This window comes from Actinosynnema sp. NPDC002837, assembly GCF_040295345.1.
In the GTDB taxonomy this organism is placed as follows: domain Bacteria; phylum Actinomycetota; class Actinomycetes; order Mycobacteriales; family Pseudonocardiaceae; genus Actinosynnema.
This window is the reverse complement of the sequence record NZ_JBEOVG010000097.1, coordinates 18510-35117: the sequence shown is the minus strand read 5'-3', so window position 1 is coordinate 35117 and position 16608 is coordinate 18510. Positions and strand designations below refer to the sequence as shown.

At 73.2% G+C, this 16608-nt stretch carries 12 protein-coding genes; 7 read left to right on the top strand and 5 right to left on the bottom strand.

The genetic code is table 11. The features are described 5' to 3' along the window. Positions 1-138: 138 nt before the first annotated feature. Together ABTZ99_RS38115 and ABTZ99_RS38110 are read right to left on the bottom strand one after the other, a co-directional pair. Positions 139-936: a DUF3152 domain-containing protein gene (locus ABTZ99_RS38115; protein WP_499617960.1), complete on the bottom strand. Its 798-nt coding sequence runs from the start codon at positions 934-936 to the stop codon at positions 139-141. After that, on the bottom strand, positions 933-2480 hold the full coding sequence (locus tag ABTZ99_RS38110) for a putative glycoside hydrolase (protein ID WP_498780170.1): 1548 nt from the start codon (positions 2478-2480) through the stop codon (positions 933-935). The genes ABTZ99_RS38115 and ABTZ99_RS38110 overlap by 4 nt, the downstream gene beginning before the upstream one ends. 158 nt (positions 2481-2638) lie before the next feature. Here ABTZ99_RS38110 and ABTZ99_RS38105 point away from each other — a divergent pair, with 158 nt between their 5' ends. After that, positions 2639-3679 (top strand): polysaccharide deacetylase family protein, encoded by a 1041-nt coding sequence (locus ABTZ99_RS38105; protein ID WP_499617959.1) that lies wholly within the window; start codon positions 2639-2641, stop codon positions 3677-3679. 106 nt (positions 3680-3785) lie between these two features. On the opposite strand, the gene ABTZ99_RS38100 is transcribed toward ABTZ99_RS38105, so the two are convergent. Further along, positions 3786-5774, bottom strand: coding sequence for a hypothetical protein (locus tag ABTZ99_RS38100; protein ID WP_498780168.1), 1989 nt, complete (start codon positions 5772-5774; stop codon positions 3786-3788). A 125-nt stretch (positions 5775-5899) separates the two neighbouring features. Then, positions 5900-6385, bottom strand: coding sequence for a hypothetical protein (locus tag ABTZ99_RS38095; protein WP_499617958.1), 486 nt, complete (start codon positions 6383-6385; stop codon positions 5900-5902). A 157-nt stretch (positions 6386-6542) separates the two neighbouring features. On the opposite strand from ABTZ99_RS38095, the gene ABTZ99_RS38090 reads away from it, so the two are divergent. Genes ABTZ99_RS38090 through ABTZ99_RS38080 form a run of 3 tightly spaced genes read left to right on the top strand, consistent with a single transcriptional unit; the run spans position 6543 to position 12718 of the window. Beyond that, a complete protein-coding gene (locus ABTZ99_RS38090; protein WP_499617957.1) occupies positions 6543-8585 on the top strand; it encodes a DNA gyrase/topoisomerase IV subunit B in 2043 nt (680 codons plus the stop codon). 30 nt (positions 8586-8615) lie between these two features. Further along, on the top strand, positions 8616-12023 hold the full coding sequence (locus tag ABTZ99_RS38085) for a DNA topoisomerase (ATP-hydrolyzing) (protein WP_499617956.1): 3408 nt from the start codon (positions 8616-8618) through the stop codon (positions 12021-12023). 26 nt (positions 12024-12049) lie between these two features. Further along, the gene (locus ABTZ99_RS38080; protein WP_499617955.1) at positions 12050-12718 is read left to right on the top strand and encodes a class I SAM-dependent methyltransferase; all 669 of its coding nucleotides are present in this window, start codon (positions 12050-12052) and stop codon (positions 12716-12718) included. 162 nt (positions 12719-12880) lie between these two features. On the opposite strand, the gene ABTZ99_RS38075 is transcribed toward ABTZ99_RS38080, so the two are convergent. Then, positions 12881-13951, bottom strand: coding sequence for an acyl-CoA dehydrogenase family protein (locus tag ABTZ99_RS38075; RefSeq protein WP_499617954.1), 1071 nt, complete (start codon positions 13949-13951; stop codon positions 12881-12883). A 140-nt stretch (positions 13952-14091) separates the two neighbouring features. Here ABTZ99_RS38075 and ABTZ99_RS38070 point away from each other — a divergent pair, with 140 nt between their 5' ends. The 3 genes from ABTZ99_RS38070 to ABTZ99_RS38060 all read left to right on the top strand — a co-directional run bounded on the left by ABTZ99_RS38070 (position 14092) and on the right by ABTZ99_RS38060 (position 16538). Further along, a complete protein-coding gene (locus ABTZ99_RS38070; RefSeq protein ID WP_498780160.1) occupies positions 14092-15180 on the top strand; it encodes an LLM class flavin-dependent oxidoreductase in 1089 nt (362 codons plus the stop codon). Beyond that, positions 15177-15755, top strand: a complete 579-nt coding sequence (locus tag ABTZ99_RS38065) for an FMN reductase (RefSeq protein WP_498780159.1) — start codon at positions 15177-15179, stop codon at positions 15753-15755. Before ABTZ99_RS38070 ends, ABTZ99_RS38065 begins: the two co-directional genes overlap by 4 nt. Before the next feature lie 66 nt (positions 15756-15821). Beyond that, complete coding sequence (locus ABTZ99_RS38060) at positions 15822-16538, top strand: GNAT family N-acetyltransferase (protein ID WP_498780158.1); 717 nt, start codon at positions 15822-15824, stop codon at positions 16536-16538. The last annotated feature ends 70 nt before the right edge of the window (positions 16539-16608 follow it).

The window sequence follows — 16608 nt, the reverse complement described above, 5'->3', positions numbered from 1 at the left end:
GTCGCGCGGAGGCGCGTCCGCGCGACGGCGGCCGTTCCGCCACGGGCTCCGGCCGGTGGCGTCAAGCCGACCTCTTCGGTCGCGGGCCGGGTGGGACGCGCTCGACGGCGTTCCCCGCCGACCTGAGGTCCCCGACCGTCACGGCCAGGGGTTCGGCGTGCACGACTTCCCGTTCGGCACGACCACGACACCCTGGTCGCTGCCCGTCGTGATCGACGCCAGCCCGTCGTTGTCCACGCTCAACGTCTGCTGCATCATCACCGGCGCCGGCGCGCCGTCCGCCGGGCACACCTCGTGACCGAGGCCGAGGAAGTGCCCGACCTCGTGGTTGACCGCGTAGGTCCGGTAACCGCGCAGGTCGTCGCCGTAGGTGTGCGCGCCCCGGAACCAGCGCGCCGAGCTGAGGTGCACCGTCGAGCCGACCCGGCACGACGTGTCGTAGGGCAGCTCGAACCCGCACAACGACCGCGCGGTCCGCTGCGAGGTCAACCGGATCCGCAGCTCCGGCTCCACCTCACCGCCGACCCGCCGGAACGCGTGCCGGCTCGCCCACCCGCGCGGGTGCCGCAGCACGTGGTCGACCACGGCGGCGAACGAGTCGTCGCCGTGCGGCAGCACCACCCCGTCCTCGACCTCGACCGCGTACGTGATGCCGGACGCGGGGGCCGAGCCCGACGGCGGCACGACGTGCCAGGTGCCCGCGCCCTGCTCGGGGAACGGCGGACCGGCCGGCAGGTCCGCGCCGGAGCGCAACGAGTCGACCGACGGCGCGCTCCGCTCCTCCGACGGCGTGGGCGAGGACACCGACGGCACGACCCGGGCCGACGGCCACGCCACCGTCGCCGGCCGGGCCTCCATCCCGACGTCCAACGCCACCACCGTCGTCGCCGCCAGGCAGACGCCGGTCAGGTAGGGCACCGCGGAAACCACCCTCATGCGGGCTCCAGACCCGCCGAGCCGTACGTGCAGGCCGCGTTCCACAGCAGGAACGACGGCGCGCCCGCCTCTGAGGTGGCGCGCACCTGCGCCTGCACCTCACCCGGGCCGTAGTTGTGCCCCAACGAGAACGCCTGCAGCCACGGGATCACCGTCGCGCCGGTGCCCCCGGTCATCCGGACGAAGTCCGCGACCGACGCCCGCACGATCTCGTACGGCATGGCGTTGGGGTTGGCCACGCCGTACTCGTTCGGGCCCCAGTGCGACGGGTAGACCATCGGCGCGACGTAGTCCACGTGCGCGGAGATGGCCGGGATGTCCTGCGCCACGTCGGTCGGGCTGTGCGCGGCGATGCCGAACACCGACGCGCCCAGGTACGCGCCGTGCTCCCGCACGGCCGCCCGGTTCTCCTTCAGGAAGTCCACGATGGACTGCTCGGGGCTGGTGGTCAGGCCGGGGAACACCATCTGCCCGATCGGGCCGTCCGGCCGCCGCACGTAGTCGTAGAGGACGTCGTCGAAGCCGAGCGACGCGGCCTCACCGGCGATCGCGGTGTTGTACGCGCGCACCTCGGGGTTGGCGAAGTTGGTGAACGCGTACTCGCCGTAGTGCGCCGACCAGGGCGCGCCGGACGAGTTCTGCGCCAGCCGGTCGCGCGCGCCCGCCTGCCACGACGCCTTGCCGAGCACCGGGTCGCGGAACGCCACCAGCCTGCCGACCACCCGCAGCCCCATCCCGTGCAGCTCGTCGAGCACGGCGCGCGCGTCGTAGTAGTTGCGGTTCGCGCCGATCTGCCTGGCCAGCGGCACCTGCGAGTCGTAGCCGATCTCGCCGCTCTCGTCCTTGATGTCGAGCTGCACGGTGTCGATGCGGCCCTCGCGCGCCATCGCCAGCACCGGGTCGCGCAACGACGCCGTGGCCCACGCGGCGGCGCTCATGTGCACCCCTCGCATCCCGGGGTGGGTGACCTTGACCGCGACCTCCTGGCGCTGCGCGTTGCCCGCGGCGTCGCTGGCCTCGACCCGGACGCTGGTGGCCGCCGACTCCAGCGAGACCTCGAACTTCCCGTCGCGCACCGGCACCCGCTGGTCGCCCACCCGCACGGTGTCCGCGCCGTCCGCGCTGCCCTTCACCGTCACCGGGCCGCGCGGCGACTCGGCCTCGACCACGTCCACCTTCAGCGCGGGCGGTGTGGCGTCCACGGTGAACTCGCGTTGCACCTCCACGTCGGGCATCCAGGGCAGCGGGTTGGCCGCCCGCACGGACAGCGTGTGCCTGCCCTCGGCGAGCTTGACCCCGGTCAACGTCATGCGGCCGTCGGCGCGTCGCGCCTCCACCGGCTGTCCGTCCACGTGCACGGTGACACGGTCGAGCCCGCTGACCTCCGCCGTGGTGATGGACACGCGCTCTACACCCGAAGGAGTGACAGCGGTGCCGTCGCCCAGCTCCGCCACGGCGAGGCCGACACCGCGCCCGTGGACGATCGTCGTGACGACCCCGGCGATCAGCAGCAGCACCACGACGCCGACGACTGGGATCAGCACGCGCTTGAGCTTCCGGGGCGATTCCGACATAGGGTGACTCCGATCTGGCGAGGCATCGGTCATCAGCGACTTGACCGGGTGGCGGAGCGCCAAACCCAAGGTCATCCGAAGGGGTGTACCACGGTGTCGACCCGGCCGCGGCGCGGAACCATTCGACTGTGAACACCACGTCGACGCCGGTCCGGACCGTTGTGGCGCTCGTCGCGGCCCTGTGCTGCGGCTGCGCCGGCCAACCCGGCGCGGGGCCGCCCGACGAGGCCGCGGCGCAGCTGCCCGCGCACTCCTCGTCCGCCGCGCCGTCCTCCTCCGCGCCGCCCGACCCGGCGGCCGTGGGCGCGAACGAACTCGGCCAGGTGCCGATCCTGATGTACCACCGGCTCGTCGAGCAGACCACGTCCGTCTACGACCGGACGCCGGCGGCGTTCCGGGCGGAGCTGGAGCGGTTGGCCGCCGAGGGGTACGTGCCGGTGACCACGACCGAGTACGCGACCGGGCGCATCGACCTCCCGGCCGGCGCGCACCCCGTCGTGCTGACGTTCGACGACGGCGACGCGACCCAGTTCGCGCTCGGCGCCGACGGGAAGCCCGCGGCCGGCACGGCCATCGCCATCCTGCTGGACGTCGCCGCGCGGCACCCCGGCTTCCGGCCGGTGGCCAGCCTGTACGTCAACGCCGGGCCGTTCGGGTCGCCGGACGGCGCGGCCCTGCGCTGGTTGCGCGAGCACGGGTTCGAGATCGGCAACCACACGCGCGACCACACCAACCTCGCGTTGACCGACGACGGGGGAGTGCAGGAGGCGATCGCGTCCGGGCAGCGGGAGATCCAGCGGGCCGTGCCGGACTACCAGGTGTCGAGCCTGGCGCTGCCGTTCGGCGCGATCCCGTCGAACGGCGCGCTCGCCCTGCGCGGCGGCTACGAGGGCACGCAGTACGAGTACGCGTGCGTGCTGATGGTGGGCGCGGGCCCGGCGCCGTCCCCGTACGCGGCGGACTTCGACCCGGCGCGCACGCCCCGCATCCGGTCACAGGACCCGACCGGCGAGGACGCCCGCTACGGCTCCACGGTGTGGCTCGACCAGCTGGCCGCCTCGCCCGCGCAGCGCTACACGTCCGACGGCGTGCCGGACCGGATCTCCTACCCGTCCTCGGCCGGCGTCGCCCCCGCACCGAACTTCGCCGACCGCGCGGTCGCGTACTGAGGCGTGCTCAGGCACGCACCACCGCTCAGGCTGCGGCCTGCCTGGGAGTCAGCGCCTGCCGAGCCGTGTCGCCCCGCCTGCCGCCGCCCCGCCTACCGCCCTGACCTCACGCGGTGGCGCGGGCGTGGTTGCGGAGGGCGATCGCGGCCCGTTCCAGACTGCCCAGCACGCCCGGCGGCAGCTCGTGGTGCCGACCGACGACCTCCTGCGCCATGACCTGCATGGGCGCCGACTCCTCCGCCTCCACCACCGCGAGCACCTTGAACGCCGTGCCCGGCGCGAACAGCACCCGCTCCTGGACCACGCTGCCGAACGAGTCGACCACCGAGACCCGCCGACCCGTCACCGACCAGAGCAGGAACTCCACCCGCCCGTCGACCGGCACCTGCGGCCCCGCGACGGTGTTGAGCAGACCGTGCTCCACCAGCACGTCACCGGTGCGGAACCGGCGCGCGTCACCCCAGCAGACCGTCACGCCCTGGTGCGTCGGCAACCGGCGCAGCCCCGACACCACCGACGCGGCGTACGGCCACAACCGGCCCAGCTTCCCGCTGCGCAGCGCCTCGACCAGGATCTCCTCGTCGTTGCGCAGGCACGCCGACACCGCCGCGAGGTCCGTCACCACCGCCTCGAACGCCTCCGGGTCGTCCGGGCGCTCCACGATGTGCCGGCACGCCACCGCCGCGTGCTCGCCGTACCGCTCGCCCAGCATCCGGCGCACCGCGTCGCGCTCCGGCTCCGTGCTGCGGTGGTCGACCGGCACGACCTCCTCGCCCACCTGCTCACCCCACACGGGCGCGGGGGAGTCCGCCAGCGGGCCGTCCACGCTCAGCGGCACCGGCTCGTCGGAGGTCACGGGCGGCGCGGGCTCCTCGGCCACCGGCGGGCGCGGCATCGGCGACGGGTCGCAGAACACGACCTTCAGCAGCCGCCGCACCTCCGGCTCCAGCCGCTCCACCAGCGACGCGCCCGCCACCGCGACCGCGCCCGCCGTCGTGCGGCCGGGCGAGCCGACGGTCAGCCGGGCCCACTCCGGGTCCACCGGCAGCGCCCGCACCTCCGGTCCGTTGTCCTCCGCGTCACGCACCCACAGCCCGGACGGCACGACCTCGAGCACCACGCCGCCACCCAGGTCGAAGATGCCCGGCCCGCGTTCCACCAGCCCCTGCACCGGCACCCGGTAGCCCGAGACGACCGGCGCTCCACCCGGCGCGTAGCGGACCTCGGTCACGTACGGCCGCCAGGTCTGCTGCCCGCGCGGGTTCACCGCCACCACGGCCGCGCCGCTGCGCAGCGCGCCCACCGGCAGGCCCGTGTACAGCGAGATCGGCTCGCCGAGCCCTTCCGCCACCGCCTGCGCCTGGTGCTCGCCGCCGTACCAGACCAGCCGCACCCGCGACCGCGCCACCGACGGCAGCCCGCCGAGCAGGCGGCACACCTCCTCGGTCGGGATGGCCGGCTGGCCCGGTCCGCCGATCACGACGGTCAGCACGTTGTCCCGGCACGGCAGCCCGATCACCGCCCGCGCGTCCGGCGCCTGCGGGTCGAACTGCGCGCGTTGCGCCCGCAGCCACAGCCCGGCCGGGATCGGCTCGGAGATGCCCACCTCGCCCGTCGGCCACGGCGTGTTCGGGTCGACCGCCTCCCAGTTCGGCACCGGGAACCGCCTGCCCATCGGCACCGGCGACGCGCCCGGCAGGAACCGCAGCCAGCAGCCGTACCCGCCGTTGCCCGCGACGAACGCGGCGCCCGGCACGGTGGTGACCGCGCCGTCCGGCGCCACGACCTCCGCCTGCAACTGCTCGGTCAGCCACTGCGCGGGAGCCGTCGGCCGCATCGAGCCCGAGTGGGGCGTCATCAGCCGCACCGGCCCTCTGCCGTGCAGCGCGGCGGCCACCGCGGGCCAGAACGACGTCTCGTCACCGGCCGGCGGCTCGACGACGACCACCGTGCGACCGCGGTCGACCGGCAGGCTCCGGCCGAGCGCGACCGCCGCGGGGCTCGCGCCACCGGGCGGCCCGACGATCAGCGTCGCCCCGGCGAACGAGGCCGAGAACTGAGCGGGCGCGGGTGCGGGCGCCGGTGGCGCCGCCATGGGCTCTCGTTCGACCACCGGCTCCACCTGCGGGGCACGCTCCTTCGGTGCGGCACGTCGGAACTTCAAGGCGCCCGATCACCTCCAGGCACGACAGTGCGGGAACGCCAGCACTCTACGCGGATTCACCCGATCGAGGTCGGGCGCGTTGCTCCACCCTCGTCCACTGTGGACCTCAGAGCGGCTCCGACCAGCGCGCCGAAGGCCACGTGGTCCGCCCACTGCGCCGCCCGGTGCAGCTCCCGGACCGCCGGGAACCGCCGCCCGACCAGCTCCAGGTCCACCGCCGCGATCACCGCGCCCGCCACCGCGCCGGTGCGGGCGTCCAACGGCCACCGCCGGTCGACGGCCGCCAGCACGGCGGTCCAGAAGGCCGACACGCCGAGGTGGGCCACCGCGCCGCGGATCACACCCGTGCCGCCGAGCAAGGACGCCGCCGCCCGCGTCGACCGCAGAACGTCACCATCGGTGCACAGCGCGTGCACGGTCGACGGCACGCCGCCGAACACCGATCCGACCAGCCACGCCCGCGCCAGGCGTGGGCCGGACCTGCGACGGGTAACCGGCCCGGCGGGTGCTCCGCGGGCGCGCGTGCTCCGTTCTGATTCCATGTTCGAACCTGTGTTCGAGTATGACAAGATCGCGGTGAACCACACCGACGACGTGCCCGACCGTATCCGGACAACGGGGACCGCGCGTGCTCGCGCGCCTCGCTCGGCTACCGTGAACGCCGCTCGACACACGCCACGACCTGGGGAGAACGACCCGGTGACCGCTGAGATCCTGTACGGGGCCGACGACCTGACCCACCTGGAGGGTCTGGAGGCAGTGCGCAAGCGCCCCGGCATGTACATCGGGTCCACCGACAGCAGGGGCATCAACCACCTGTTCACCGAGGTGGTCGACAACTCCACCGACGAGGGCGTGGGCGGCCACGCCACCAAGATCGTCGTCACCCTGCACGCCGACGGCAGCGTCCAGGTCGACGACGACGGCCGCGGCATCCCCACCGGCACCCACGCCAAGTCCGGCCTGTCCGGCGTCGAGCTCGTCCTCACCCGGCTGCACGCCGGCGGCAAGTTCGGCGGCTCCGGCTACAAGACCTCCGGCGGCCTGCACGGCGTCGGCGCGTCCGCCGTCAACGCCCTGTCGCACCGCTTCGACGTCGTCGTCCGCCGCGAGGGCAAGACGCACGAGATGTCGTTCGCCCACGGCGTGCCCGGCGTGTTCGACGGGCCCGGTCCCGACGCCGGCTTCACCCGCCAGTCGGGCCTGCGCGTCACCGGCCGCACCAAGCGCACCGGCACGTCCATCCGCTACTGGTACGACGCCCGCTACTTCGAGAACGGCGCCGCGCTCGACGTCGAGGCCGTCCGCACGAAGCTGCGCAACACCGCGTTCCTCGTGCCCGGCGTGACCTACACCCTGCGCGTCGCCACCGACGACGCGATCAGCGAGGAGACGTTCCACTACCCGGGCGGCCTGGTCGACATGGTCGACTACCTCGCGCCCTCCGGCGACAAGCCGGTCACCGGCACGCTGCTCATCACCGGCGCCGGCGTCTACCACGAGAACGCGGCCGACGAGAACGGCGTCATGCGGTCCAAGGTGGAGCGCCACGCCGAGGTCGAGATCGCGCTGCGCTGGGGCACCGGCTACGAGCGCATCGTCGAGTGCTTCACCAACACCATCCGCAACGTGCACGGCGGCACGCACCGCCGGGGCTTCGAACGCGCGGTGCTCAAGTCGGTCCAGGACGCGATCGGCAAGACCAGGGGCCTGCTCAAGCCCAAGGAGGACCCGCCGACGCTCGACGACGTGCTGGAGGGCATGACCGCCGTCGTCCACGTCCGCATCCCCGAACCGCAGTTCACCTCGCAGACGAAGGACGAGCTCTCCACCGCGGGCATCACCAAGGTGGCGCTCGGCGTCGTCGAGAAGCACATCAAGGCCTGGACCGAGGACCGCCGCACCAAGGGCGAGGCCAAGCTCGTCCTGCAGAAGGTCGTCGACGCCTCGCGCGTCCGCCTGACCCAGAAGCAGCAGAAGGACGCCGCCCGCCGCAAGACGGCCCTCGAAGGCGCCGCGATGCCCGCGAAACTGGTCGACTGCCGCACCACCGGCGTGGCCCGCAGCGAGCTGTTCCTCGTGGAAGGCGACAGCGCCCTCGGCTCGGCTCGCATGGCGCGCGTGTCGGAGTACCAGGCGTTGCTGCCGCTGCGCGGCAAGATCCTCAACGTGCAGAAGGCCAGCCTCGCCGACACCCTGCGCAACGTCGAGATCGCCAGCATCGTGCAGGTCCTCGGCGCGGGCACCGGGCGGACGTTCGACCTCAACACCATGCGCTACGGCCGGGTGATCCTGATGGCCGACGCGGACGTCGACGGCTCGCACATCCGGACGCTGCTGATCACCCTGTTCGCCAAGTACATGCGGCCGGTGATCGAGGACGGGCGGCTCTACGCCGCGATGCCCCCGCTGCACAAGGTGATGACCAAGGGCCGCAACCCGGAGACCCACTTCACCTTCACCCAGCGCGAGATGGAGCAGAAGGTCGCCAGGCTGGAGAAGGCGGGCAAGACGGTGGTCAAGCCGGTGCCCCGGTTCAAGGGCCTCGGCGAGATGGACGCGGACGAGTTGTGGGAGACCACGATGAACCCGGCGACCCGCTCCGTGCGCCGCATCACCATGCACGACGCGGAAGCCGCGGAGGCCGCGTTGGAGTTGCTGATGGGCGAGAAGGTCGAGCCGCGCCGGGCGTGGCTCGTCGAGTCGTCCGCCCGGGTCGACCAGTCCGCGATCGACATCTGAGCCGCCTGACACACGAGGGAACGACCGACCATGGCACGCCGCAAGACCCCCACGACCAGGGTCGACCCGTCCGCCTTCGACCGCGCGGGCGCCCAGGTCTTCGACAACTCGCTCACCACCGAGATCGAGGACTCGTACCTCGAGTACGCGTACTCGGTGATCCACTCCCGGGCACTGCCCGACGCGCGCGACGGCCTCAAGCCGGTGCACCGCCGGATCCTGTTCTCGATGAACGAGCAGGGCTACCGCCCGACCAGCTCGTACGTGAAGTCCTCCCGCGTGGTCGGCGACTGCTTCGTGCGCGGCGCGCTCGTCTCCACGCCGGAGGGCCTGCGGCCGATCGAGGAGATCGAGATCGGCGACCTCGTCCTGGACGGGCGCGGCGAGCCGGTCGCGGTCGACGAGGTGTACGAGAACCCGGTCTCCGAACTGGTGCGCGTCACCTGGTCGGACGGCCACTCGATGCTCGTGACGCCCGGCCAGCGGTTCCACACCGGCGACGGCTGGACCGACGCCGACTGGACCGCCGCCCGCGACCTCGTCGGCGCCCGCACCACCGGCTTCGGCTCCGAACGGCACGCGAACCTGCTCGCCGACGGCGACGCGTCCGGTTTCGTGCTCGGCCTGGTGGCCGCGTCCGGTGACGTGCTCGCCGACCGGCGCGTGCGGCTGGAGTCGACCGACGTCCACGCCGTCGACATCGCGCACGGCTGGGCCATCGCGCACGATGTGACCGCGTCCCGGGAAAAGGACGGCGACCGGCTCACCCTCACCTTCGCCCGGCACGCCGGGCTCGAAGCGGCGGCGACCGGCCGGCTGGACGCCGTGCTGCGCGACCGGTCGTCCTGGACGCCGTTCCTCGCGGGCCTGTTCCTCGCGTCCGGCCACGTCCGCGACGGCCGCGACATCGTCCTGCCCGGCGGCGACGCCGAGCACGCCGTGCTGGCCGACGCGGGCCTGCGCGCCCGCCGTGCCGCGACGACCCTGACGATCACCGGCCGCGACGCCGCCGCGCTCGCCGTGGCGCTGCTGCGCTGGACGGGCGTCGGCCCGCGCCAGGACGGCCTGGTCCAGGTGATCCGCAACGCCCGCCACGCCGCCGACGAGCACTTCCTGCACGTCGTGTCGGTCGAGCCGGCCGCGCCGGACACCACCTACGACATCCAGGTGTCGAGCCCCGAGCACGCGTTCGTGGTCAGCGGCCTCGTCGTGCACAACTGCATGGGCAAGTACCACCCCCACGGCGACACCGCGATCTACGACGCGATGGTCCGCCTGGCCCAGGACTTCTCGCTGAACACCCCGTTGGTCGACGGGCACGGCAACTTCGGAAGCCCGGACGACGGCCCGGCTGCCTCGCGTTACACGGAAGCACGCATGTCGCCGGCGGCGATGTTGCTGGTCGGGGAGCTGGACGAGGAGACGGTCGACTTCCGGCCCAACTACGACGGCTCGTTGCAGGAGCCGTCGGTGCTGCCCGCGGCGTTCCCGAACCTGCTCGTCAACGGCACGTCGGGGATCGCGGTCGGGATGGCGACGAACATGATCCCGCACAACCTGGGCGAGGTCGTGGCGGCGGCGCGGCACCTGGTGACGCACCCGGACGCGACGCTGGACAAGCTGATGGAGTTCATCCCGGGCCCGGACCTGCCCACCGGCGGCGTGCTGCTCGGGCTGGACGAGGTGCGCAAGGCCTACGAGACCGGGCGCGGCGTGGTGCGGATGCGGGCCAAGGTCGAGACCGGGTTGCTGGAGGGCAGCCGGGGCAGGCAGGCGATCACGGTCACCGAGCTGCCCTACGGCGTCGGCCCGGAGAAGATCATCGAGAAGATCACCGACGAGGTGACGAAGTCCAAGCGGCTGACCGGGATCTCCGACGTCAAGGACCTGACCGACCGCGAGAACGGCACGCGCGTCGTGATCGAGTGCAAGGTCGGGGTGAACCCGCAGGCGTTGCTGGCGGACCTGTACCGGCTCACGCCGATGGAGCAGTCGTTCGGCATCAACAACCTGGTGCTGGTGGAGGGCCAGCCGCGGACGTTGGGGCTCAAGGCGCTGCTGGAGGTGTTCCTCAAGCACCGCTACGAGGTGGTCACGCGGCGCACCCGGTTCCGGCGGCGCAAGCGCGAGGACCGGCTGCACCTGGTCGAGGGCCTGCTCAAGGCGCTGCTGGACATCGACAAGGTGATCAAGCTCATCCGGGGCAGCGAGAACGCCGCCGCCGCGAAGGAGGGCTTGATGGCGAAGTTCAAGCTCTCCGAGATCCAGGCGACGTACATCCTGGACACGCCGCTGCGCCGGTTGACCCGCTACGACTCGTTGGAGTTGGAGGCGGAGCAGGAGAAGCTGCGCAACGAGATCGCCGAGCTGAGCAAGATCCTGGACGACCCGGCCGTGCTGAAGAAGGTCGTGTCGGCGGAGCTGGCGAAGGTGGCCAAGGACCTCCAGCAGGAGCGCCGGACCGTGCTGCTCGACGGTGACCTGAAGGAGGTGCTGGCGGCGTCGAAGCCCGCCGGTCCGCTGGAGGTCGCCGACGACCCGTGCCAGGTGATCCTGTCGGCGACGGGGCTGGTGGCGCGGACGGCGGCGGAGTCGGAGGAGTCGTCGGAGGCGCGTCGGCGCAACGGGCGGACCAAGCACGACGCGGTGGCGGCGACCGTGCACACGACGGCGCGCGGCCAGGTGCTGGTGGTGACGAACCGGGGCCGGGCGTTCAAGACCGACGTGCTGCCGTTGCCGGTGTTGCCGGAGCAGAGCGGCACGGTGTCGTTGAGCGGCGGCATGGCGGCCGGTGAGCTGGTGGGGCTGGAGGCCGGTGAGAAGGTCGTCGGCATCGCGCCGCTGACCGACACCGGGTCGCCGGGGCTGGCGCTGGGCACGCGGTCGGGCACGGTGAAGGTGTGCGCGCCGGAGTGGCCGGTGCGGTCGGACGAGTTCGAGGTGATCACCCTCAAGGAGGGTGACGAGGTGGTCGGCGCGACGTGGCTGGCCAGTGCGGACGAGACGCTGGTGTTCGTGACGTCGGAGGCGTCGCTGTTGCGGTACCCCGCGTCGCTGGTCCGCCCGCAGGGCCTGCGCGGCGGTGGCATGGCGGGCATCAACGTGGGGTCGGACGCGCGGGTGGTGTTCTTCGGCGCGGTGCGCACGGACGACGACGAGCACGGTGAGCCGATGGTGGTCACGTCGACCGGGCAGAGCGTGAAGGTGACGCCGTTCGCCGCGTACCCGGCGAAGGGCCGGGCGACGGGCGGCGTGCGGGCCCACCGGTTCCTGAAGGGCGAGACGGCCCTGGCCTTGGCCTGGGTGGGGCCGCGGCCCGCGGGTGCGGCGCGGAACGGGTCGCCGGTGGAGTTGCCCGTGCCGGACGAGCGCCGTGACGGTTCGGGGCACGCGCACCCGGGTCCGGACGTGGTCGGTCACCTGATCGAGCGCGACTGACAATCGTTTTCGATAAGCTCGGTGGTGTGACGACACGACTGAGCTTCGCCGACGCCGAGCGACTGCGGCGCGGGTGGGACGCGCGGCAGGAGCCCTTCCTGCCGCACCGGGACGAGGCGTTCGCCGTGCTGGCGGACGCCGCCGTCGGACGTCGGGCGCTCGACCTGGCGGGCGGGACGGGGTCGATCGCGTCACGGCTGGTCAACGCCGAGGTGACGGTGCTCGACGTCGACCCGGTGCTGCTGGCGATCGCCCGTGCCGCGCTGGGTGATCGGGTCGCGGTGGTGTCGGCCGACCTGGGCGCGCCGGGGTGGGGTGCCGGACGCGAGTTCGACGCCGTGGTCGCCGGCACCGCGCTGCACTGCTTCGGCCCGGACCGGCTGCGCGAGCTGTACCGGGAGGTCCACGACGTGCTCGCGCCCGGCGGCGTGTTCGCCAACGCCGACCGGATGCCCGAGGGCGGGCCTTCGTCGTCGGGCGACGGCCTGGCCGGGTGGCACGAGTGGTGGGCCGAGGCGTTGGCGCACCCGGCACTGGCCGACGCCGCGCGCGACCGGGTGGACGGCGAGTCGGCCGACTTCTACCCGCCGGCGTCGTGGCACGTGGACGCGCTCCGGGCGGCCGGGTTCGGCGAGGTCGCCGTGCGGTGGCGGCGGGACGACACGGCGGTGGTGGTGGCACGCCGCACCGGCTGACGACCGTTGCCGCCGGCAGGGCACTGAGGGTGAAGTGCGATGACTCACCGCGACGCCGATCACCGTGCCGGACCGCTTCCGCGTGCCGCGTCGCGAACGGCGTCCGGCCTCGGCCACCCGCACCCGGTGCTGTCGCCTGGTGGGTACGCCGGCCTCGCGTCCTCAGCCCTCCGGCCGGCCGCCGAGGAACACCGGGCCGTAGCGCTCCAGGTTGGCGTTGGGGTGCAGGATCGCGTGCAGGTTCAGGGCGTGCGCGTCGCGCTGGACGCGGTGCAGCGCCGGGCTGTCACCCCGCAGCACGTCGACCGCGTCCCGGGCCCGTAAGCACGCCTCGCCGAGGTCGCGGCGCACGCCGGCGCGGTCCTCCGGCGTCCACTCCTCGCCGCCGGCGGCCTTGAGGTCGACCACGGCGGCGGCGCGGCGGGAGTGGAACTCCGCCTCGTCGGCCAGCACCGTCGCCTCCCGCAGCCCCGATCCCCGTGCCGCGTCCACCGCCGCACGGGCCAGGCCGGCCGCGGGCGCGCTCACCGTGGCGCAGGCCGTGGGCGTGAACGGCGCGCGGAACATCGGCGCGGCGGCGTGGGGGTGGGCCCGCAGCACCGGTTCGAGGGGCAATACCCGTTCGGCGGGCACGAACACGTCCTTCGCCACCGTGGTCACGCTGCCGGTCGCGCGCAGCCCGGTGGTGTGCCAGTCGTCCACGACCGACAGGTCGACGAGCGGGATCGCCAACGCCACCGGCGCCCGGTCGGGCAGCAGCACCGCGGCGTTGGTGGTCCAGTGGCTCTGCGGCGCGCCGGTGGTGAACGCCCACCGCCCGTTGACCAGCACGCCGCCGCCGACTGGCTCGGCCGTCGCGGTGGGACTGAGGATGCCGGTCACCCGCACGTCCGGTTTGGCGAACACCTCGCACCGCACGTCGTCGGGGAACCGGCCGACCACCCACGTCGAGAGGGCCCACACCGCCGCCGTCCACGCCGCCGAGCCGTCACCGCGCGCCAGCTCCGCGACCACCCCGACCACCGTGGCCAGGTCCGCCTCGTGGCCGCCGTGCTCGGCGGGCACCCGCAACCGCAGCACGCCCGCGTCGGCCATCGCCTCCAACGACGCCTCGTGCAGCATCCGGTTCTCGTCGCCCCACTCGGCGTGGGCGCGCAGGACCGGGACGATCTCCGCGGCACGCCGCACCAGCTCGTCCTGCCCGGTGCCGTACGCCCCAGTGCGGTGCACCACCGTGCCGTGCCTCCCCCATAGGTGACCCGTGGCACACACCTTGGCGTGCTCCGCGCCACCAGACAACACCGGAATAGCCGGCGACCCGGTACGGTTGTGCGAGTTAGTTGAAAGCGCAACTACCGGATCGAGGAGTGGCCATGCAGTTCGGTGTCTTCACCGTCGGCGACGTGACGCCCGACCCCACCACGGGTCGGACGCCGACCGAGGCCGAGCGCATCAAGGCCATGGTCGCCATCGCGCTCAAGGCCGAAGAGGTCGGCCTGGACGTCTTCGCGACCGGCGAGCACCACAACCCGCCGTTCGTCCCGTCGTCGCCGACGACCATGCTCGGCTACGTCGCGGCGCGCACCGAGCGGTTGATCCTGTCCACCGCGACCACGCTGATCACCACCAACGACCCGGTGAAGATCGCCGAGGACTACGCGATGCTGCAGCACCTGGCCGACGGCCGGGTCGACCTGATCATGGGTCGCGGCAACACCGGCCCGGTGTACCCCTGGTTCGGCAAGGACATCCGCGACGGCATCGACCTGGCCATCGAGAACTACGCCCTGCTGCGCAAGCTGTGGCGCGAGGACGTCGTGGACTGGGAGGGCAAGCACCGCACGCCGCTGCAGTCGTTCACCTCGACCCCGCGCCCGCTCGACGACGTGCCGCCGTTCGTCTGGCACGGCTCGATCCGCAGCCCGCAGATCGCCGAGCAGGCCGCGTACTACGGCGACGGCTTCTTCGCCAACCACATCTTCTGGCCCAAGGAGCACTTCCAGCGGCTGATCACCTTCTACCGCGAGCGCTTCGAGCACTACGGCCACGGCGCCGCGCACCAGGCGATCGTCGGTCTCGGCGGCCAGGTGTTCATGCGCCGCAACTCGCAGGACGCCGTCCGCGAGTTCCGGCCGTACTTCGACAACGCCCCGGTGTACGGGCACGGCCCGTCGCTGGAGGAGTTCACCGAGCAGACCCCGCTGACCGTCGGCAGCCCGCAGGAGGTCATCGACAAGACGTTGACCTTCCGCGAGCACTTCGGCGACTACCAGCGCCAGCTGTTCCTGATGGACCACGCCGGCCTGCCGTTGAAGACGGTGCTGGAGCAGCTCGACCTCCTCGGCGAGATCGTGCCGACGCTGCGCCGCGAGTTCGCGGTCGGCCGCCCGGCCGACGTGCCCGACGCGCCCACCCACGCCTCGCTGCTCAAGACCGCCACCTCGGAGGCGAACGCCCGATGACGACGCTGACGGTCGTGGAGGCCGGGCTCGGGACGCCGTCGTCCACCCAACTGCTGGCGACCCGGCTGGCCGAGGCCACGCAACGGCTCGTGCCCGACCTGGAGGTGCGCACCGTGCACCTGCGGGACGTGGCGCGCGACATCGCGGACAACCTCGTCACCGGGTTCCCCGGCGCACGGCTGCGGGACGTGGTGGAGTCGGTGGTCGGCGCGGACGCGGTGATCGCCGTGACGCCGACGTTCAACGCGTCCTACAGCGGGCTGTTCAAGTCCTTCGTGGACGTGCTGGAGCCGGAGTCGCTGGCGGGCAAGCCGGTGCTGATCGCCGCGACCGGCGGCACGGAGCGGCACTCGCTGGTGCTCGACCACGCGTTGCGACCGCTGTTCGCCTACCTGCGGGCGGTCGTGGTGCCGACCGGCGTGTACGCCGCGTCGTCCGACTGGGGCGCCGACGGGCTGCCCGGCCGCGTCGACCGGGCCGCGGGGGAGCTGGCCGACCTGCTCGTCGGCCGGGCGCCCGCGAAGCCCGCCGGCACCGGGTTCGTGCCGTTCGACCAGCTGCTCGCCGGACGCTGAGCGGCCACGCGAGCGAGGCGGAAATGGACCTGACCACTGGTCCGGGTGCCGCATAGGGTTCGGCCCATGTCCGCCTCGCTGCACCTCGCGGTGCGCAACGCCGCCGTCCTGGCGACCGCCCTCGCCCGCACCCGCGGGCACGTCCTGATCAGCCGCGACGCGTTCCTCGCGATGAGCGGCCCGACCCTGCTGCGGGTGCTCGCGGTGCGGCCGGACCTCGACCCGGACGACTTCGCCGAGCTGGAGCTGCTGATCAAGCGGGCCGGGACGCGGGTCGTGGTCGAGGACTCGTTCGGCGGGATCGACGGCGCGGCGCTCGGCCTGATCCCGCGGCACCTGCCGGTGATGGTCCGGCCGCCCGCGCCCGCGCCGCCGCCCGCCCTGGAGGTCCGGCGCGTGCGCACGGCCGCCGAGTGGGCCGTCGCCGAGCAGGTCGTGGTCGACGGCTTCCCGCTGCCGGGCTTCCCGACCGGCAACGCGCTGCCCCTGGCGCTGAAGGACCGGGAGGGGTTCGGGCTGCACGCGGCGTGGCGTGACGGCGTCGTGGCCGGGGCGTGCCTGACCGCCGAGGCGGACGACGTGGTCGGCGTGTACTGGGTGACGACCCTGCCCCGGCACCGCTCGCGCGGCGTCGGCCGGGCGCTGCTGAACTCGGTGGTCAACGAGTACCCGACGCGACCGATGGCCCTCAGCGCGACCAAGCAGGGCCTGCCGCTGTACGAGTCGCTGGGCTTCTCCGTCGTCACGCAGGCCACGTGGTGGTCGAACACGGGCTGGTCGTGACCCCCGGACCCGCCGCGACGCCGCCGAATTCACCCGGTCCGCCGCCGCCCGGAGCAGTTACCTTGGGAGG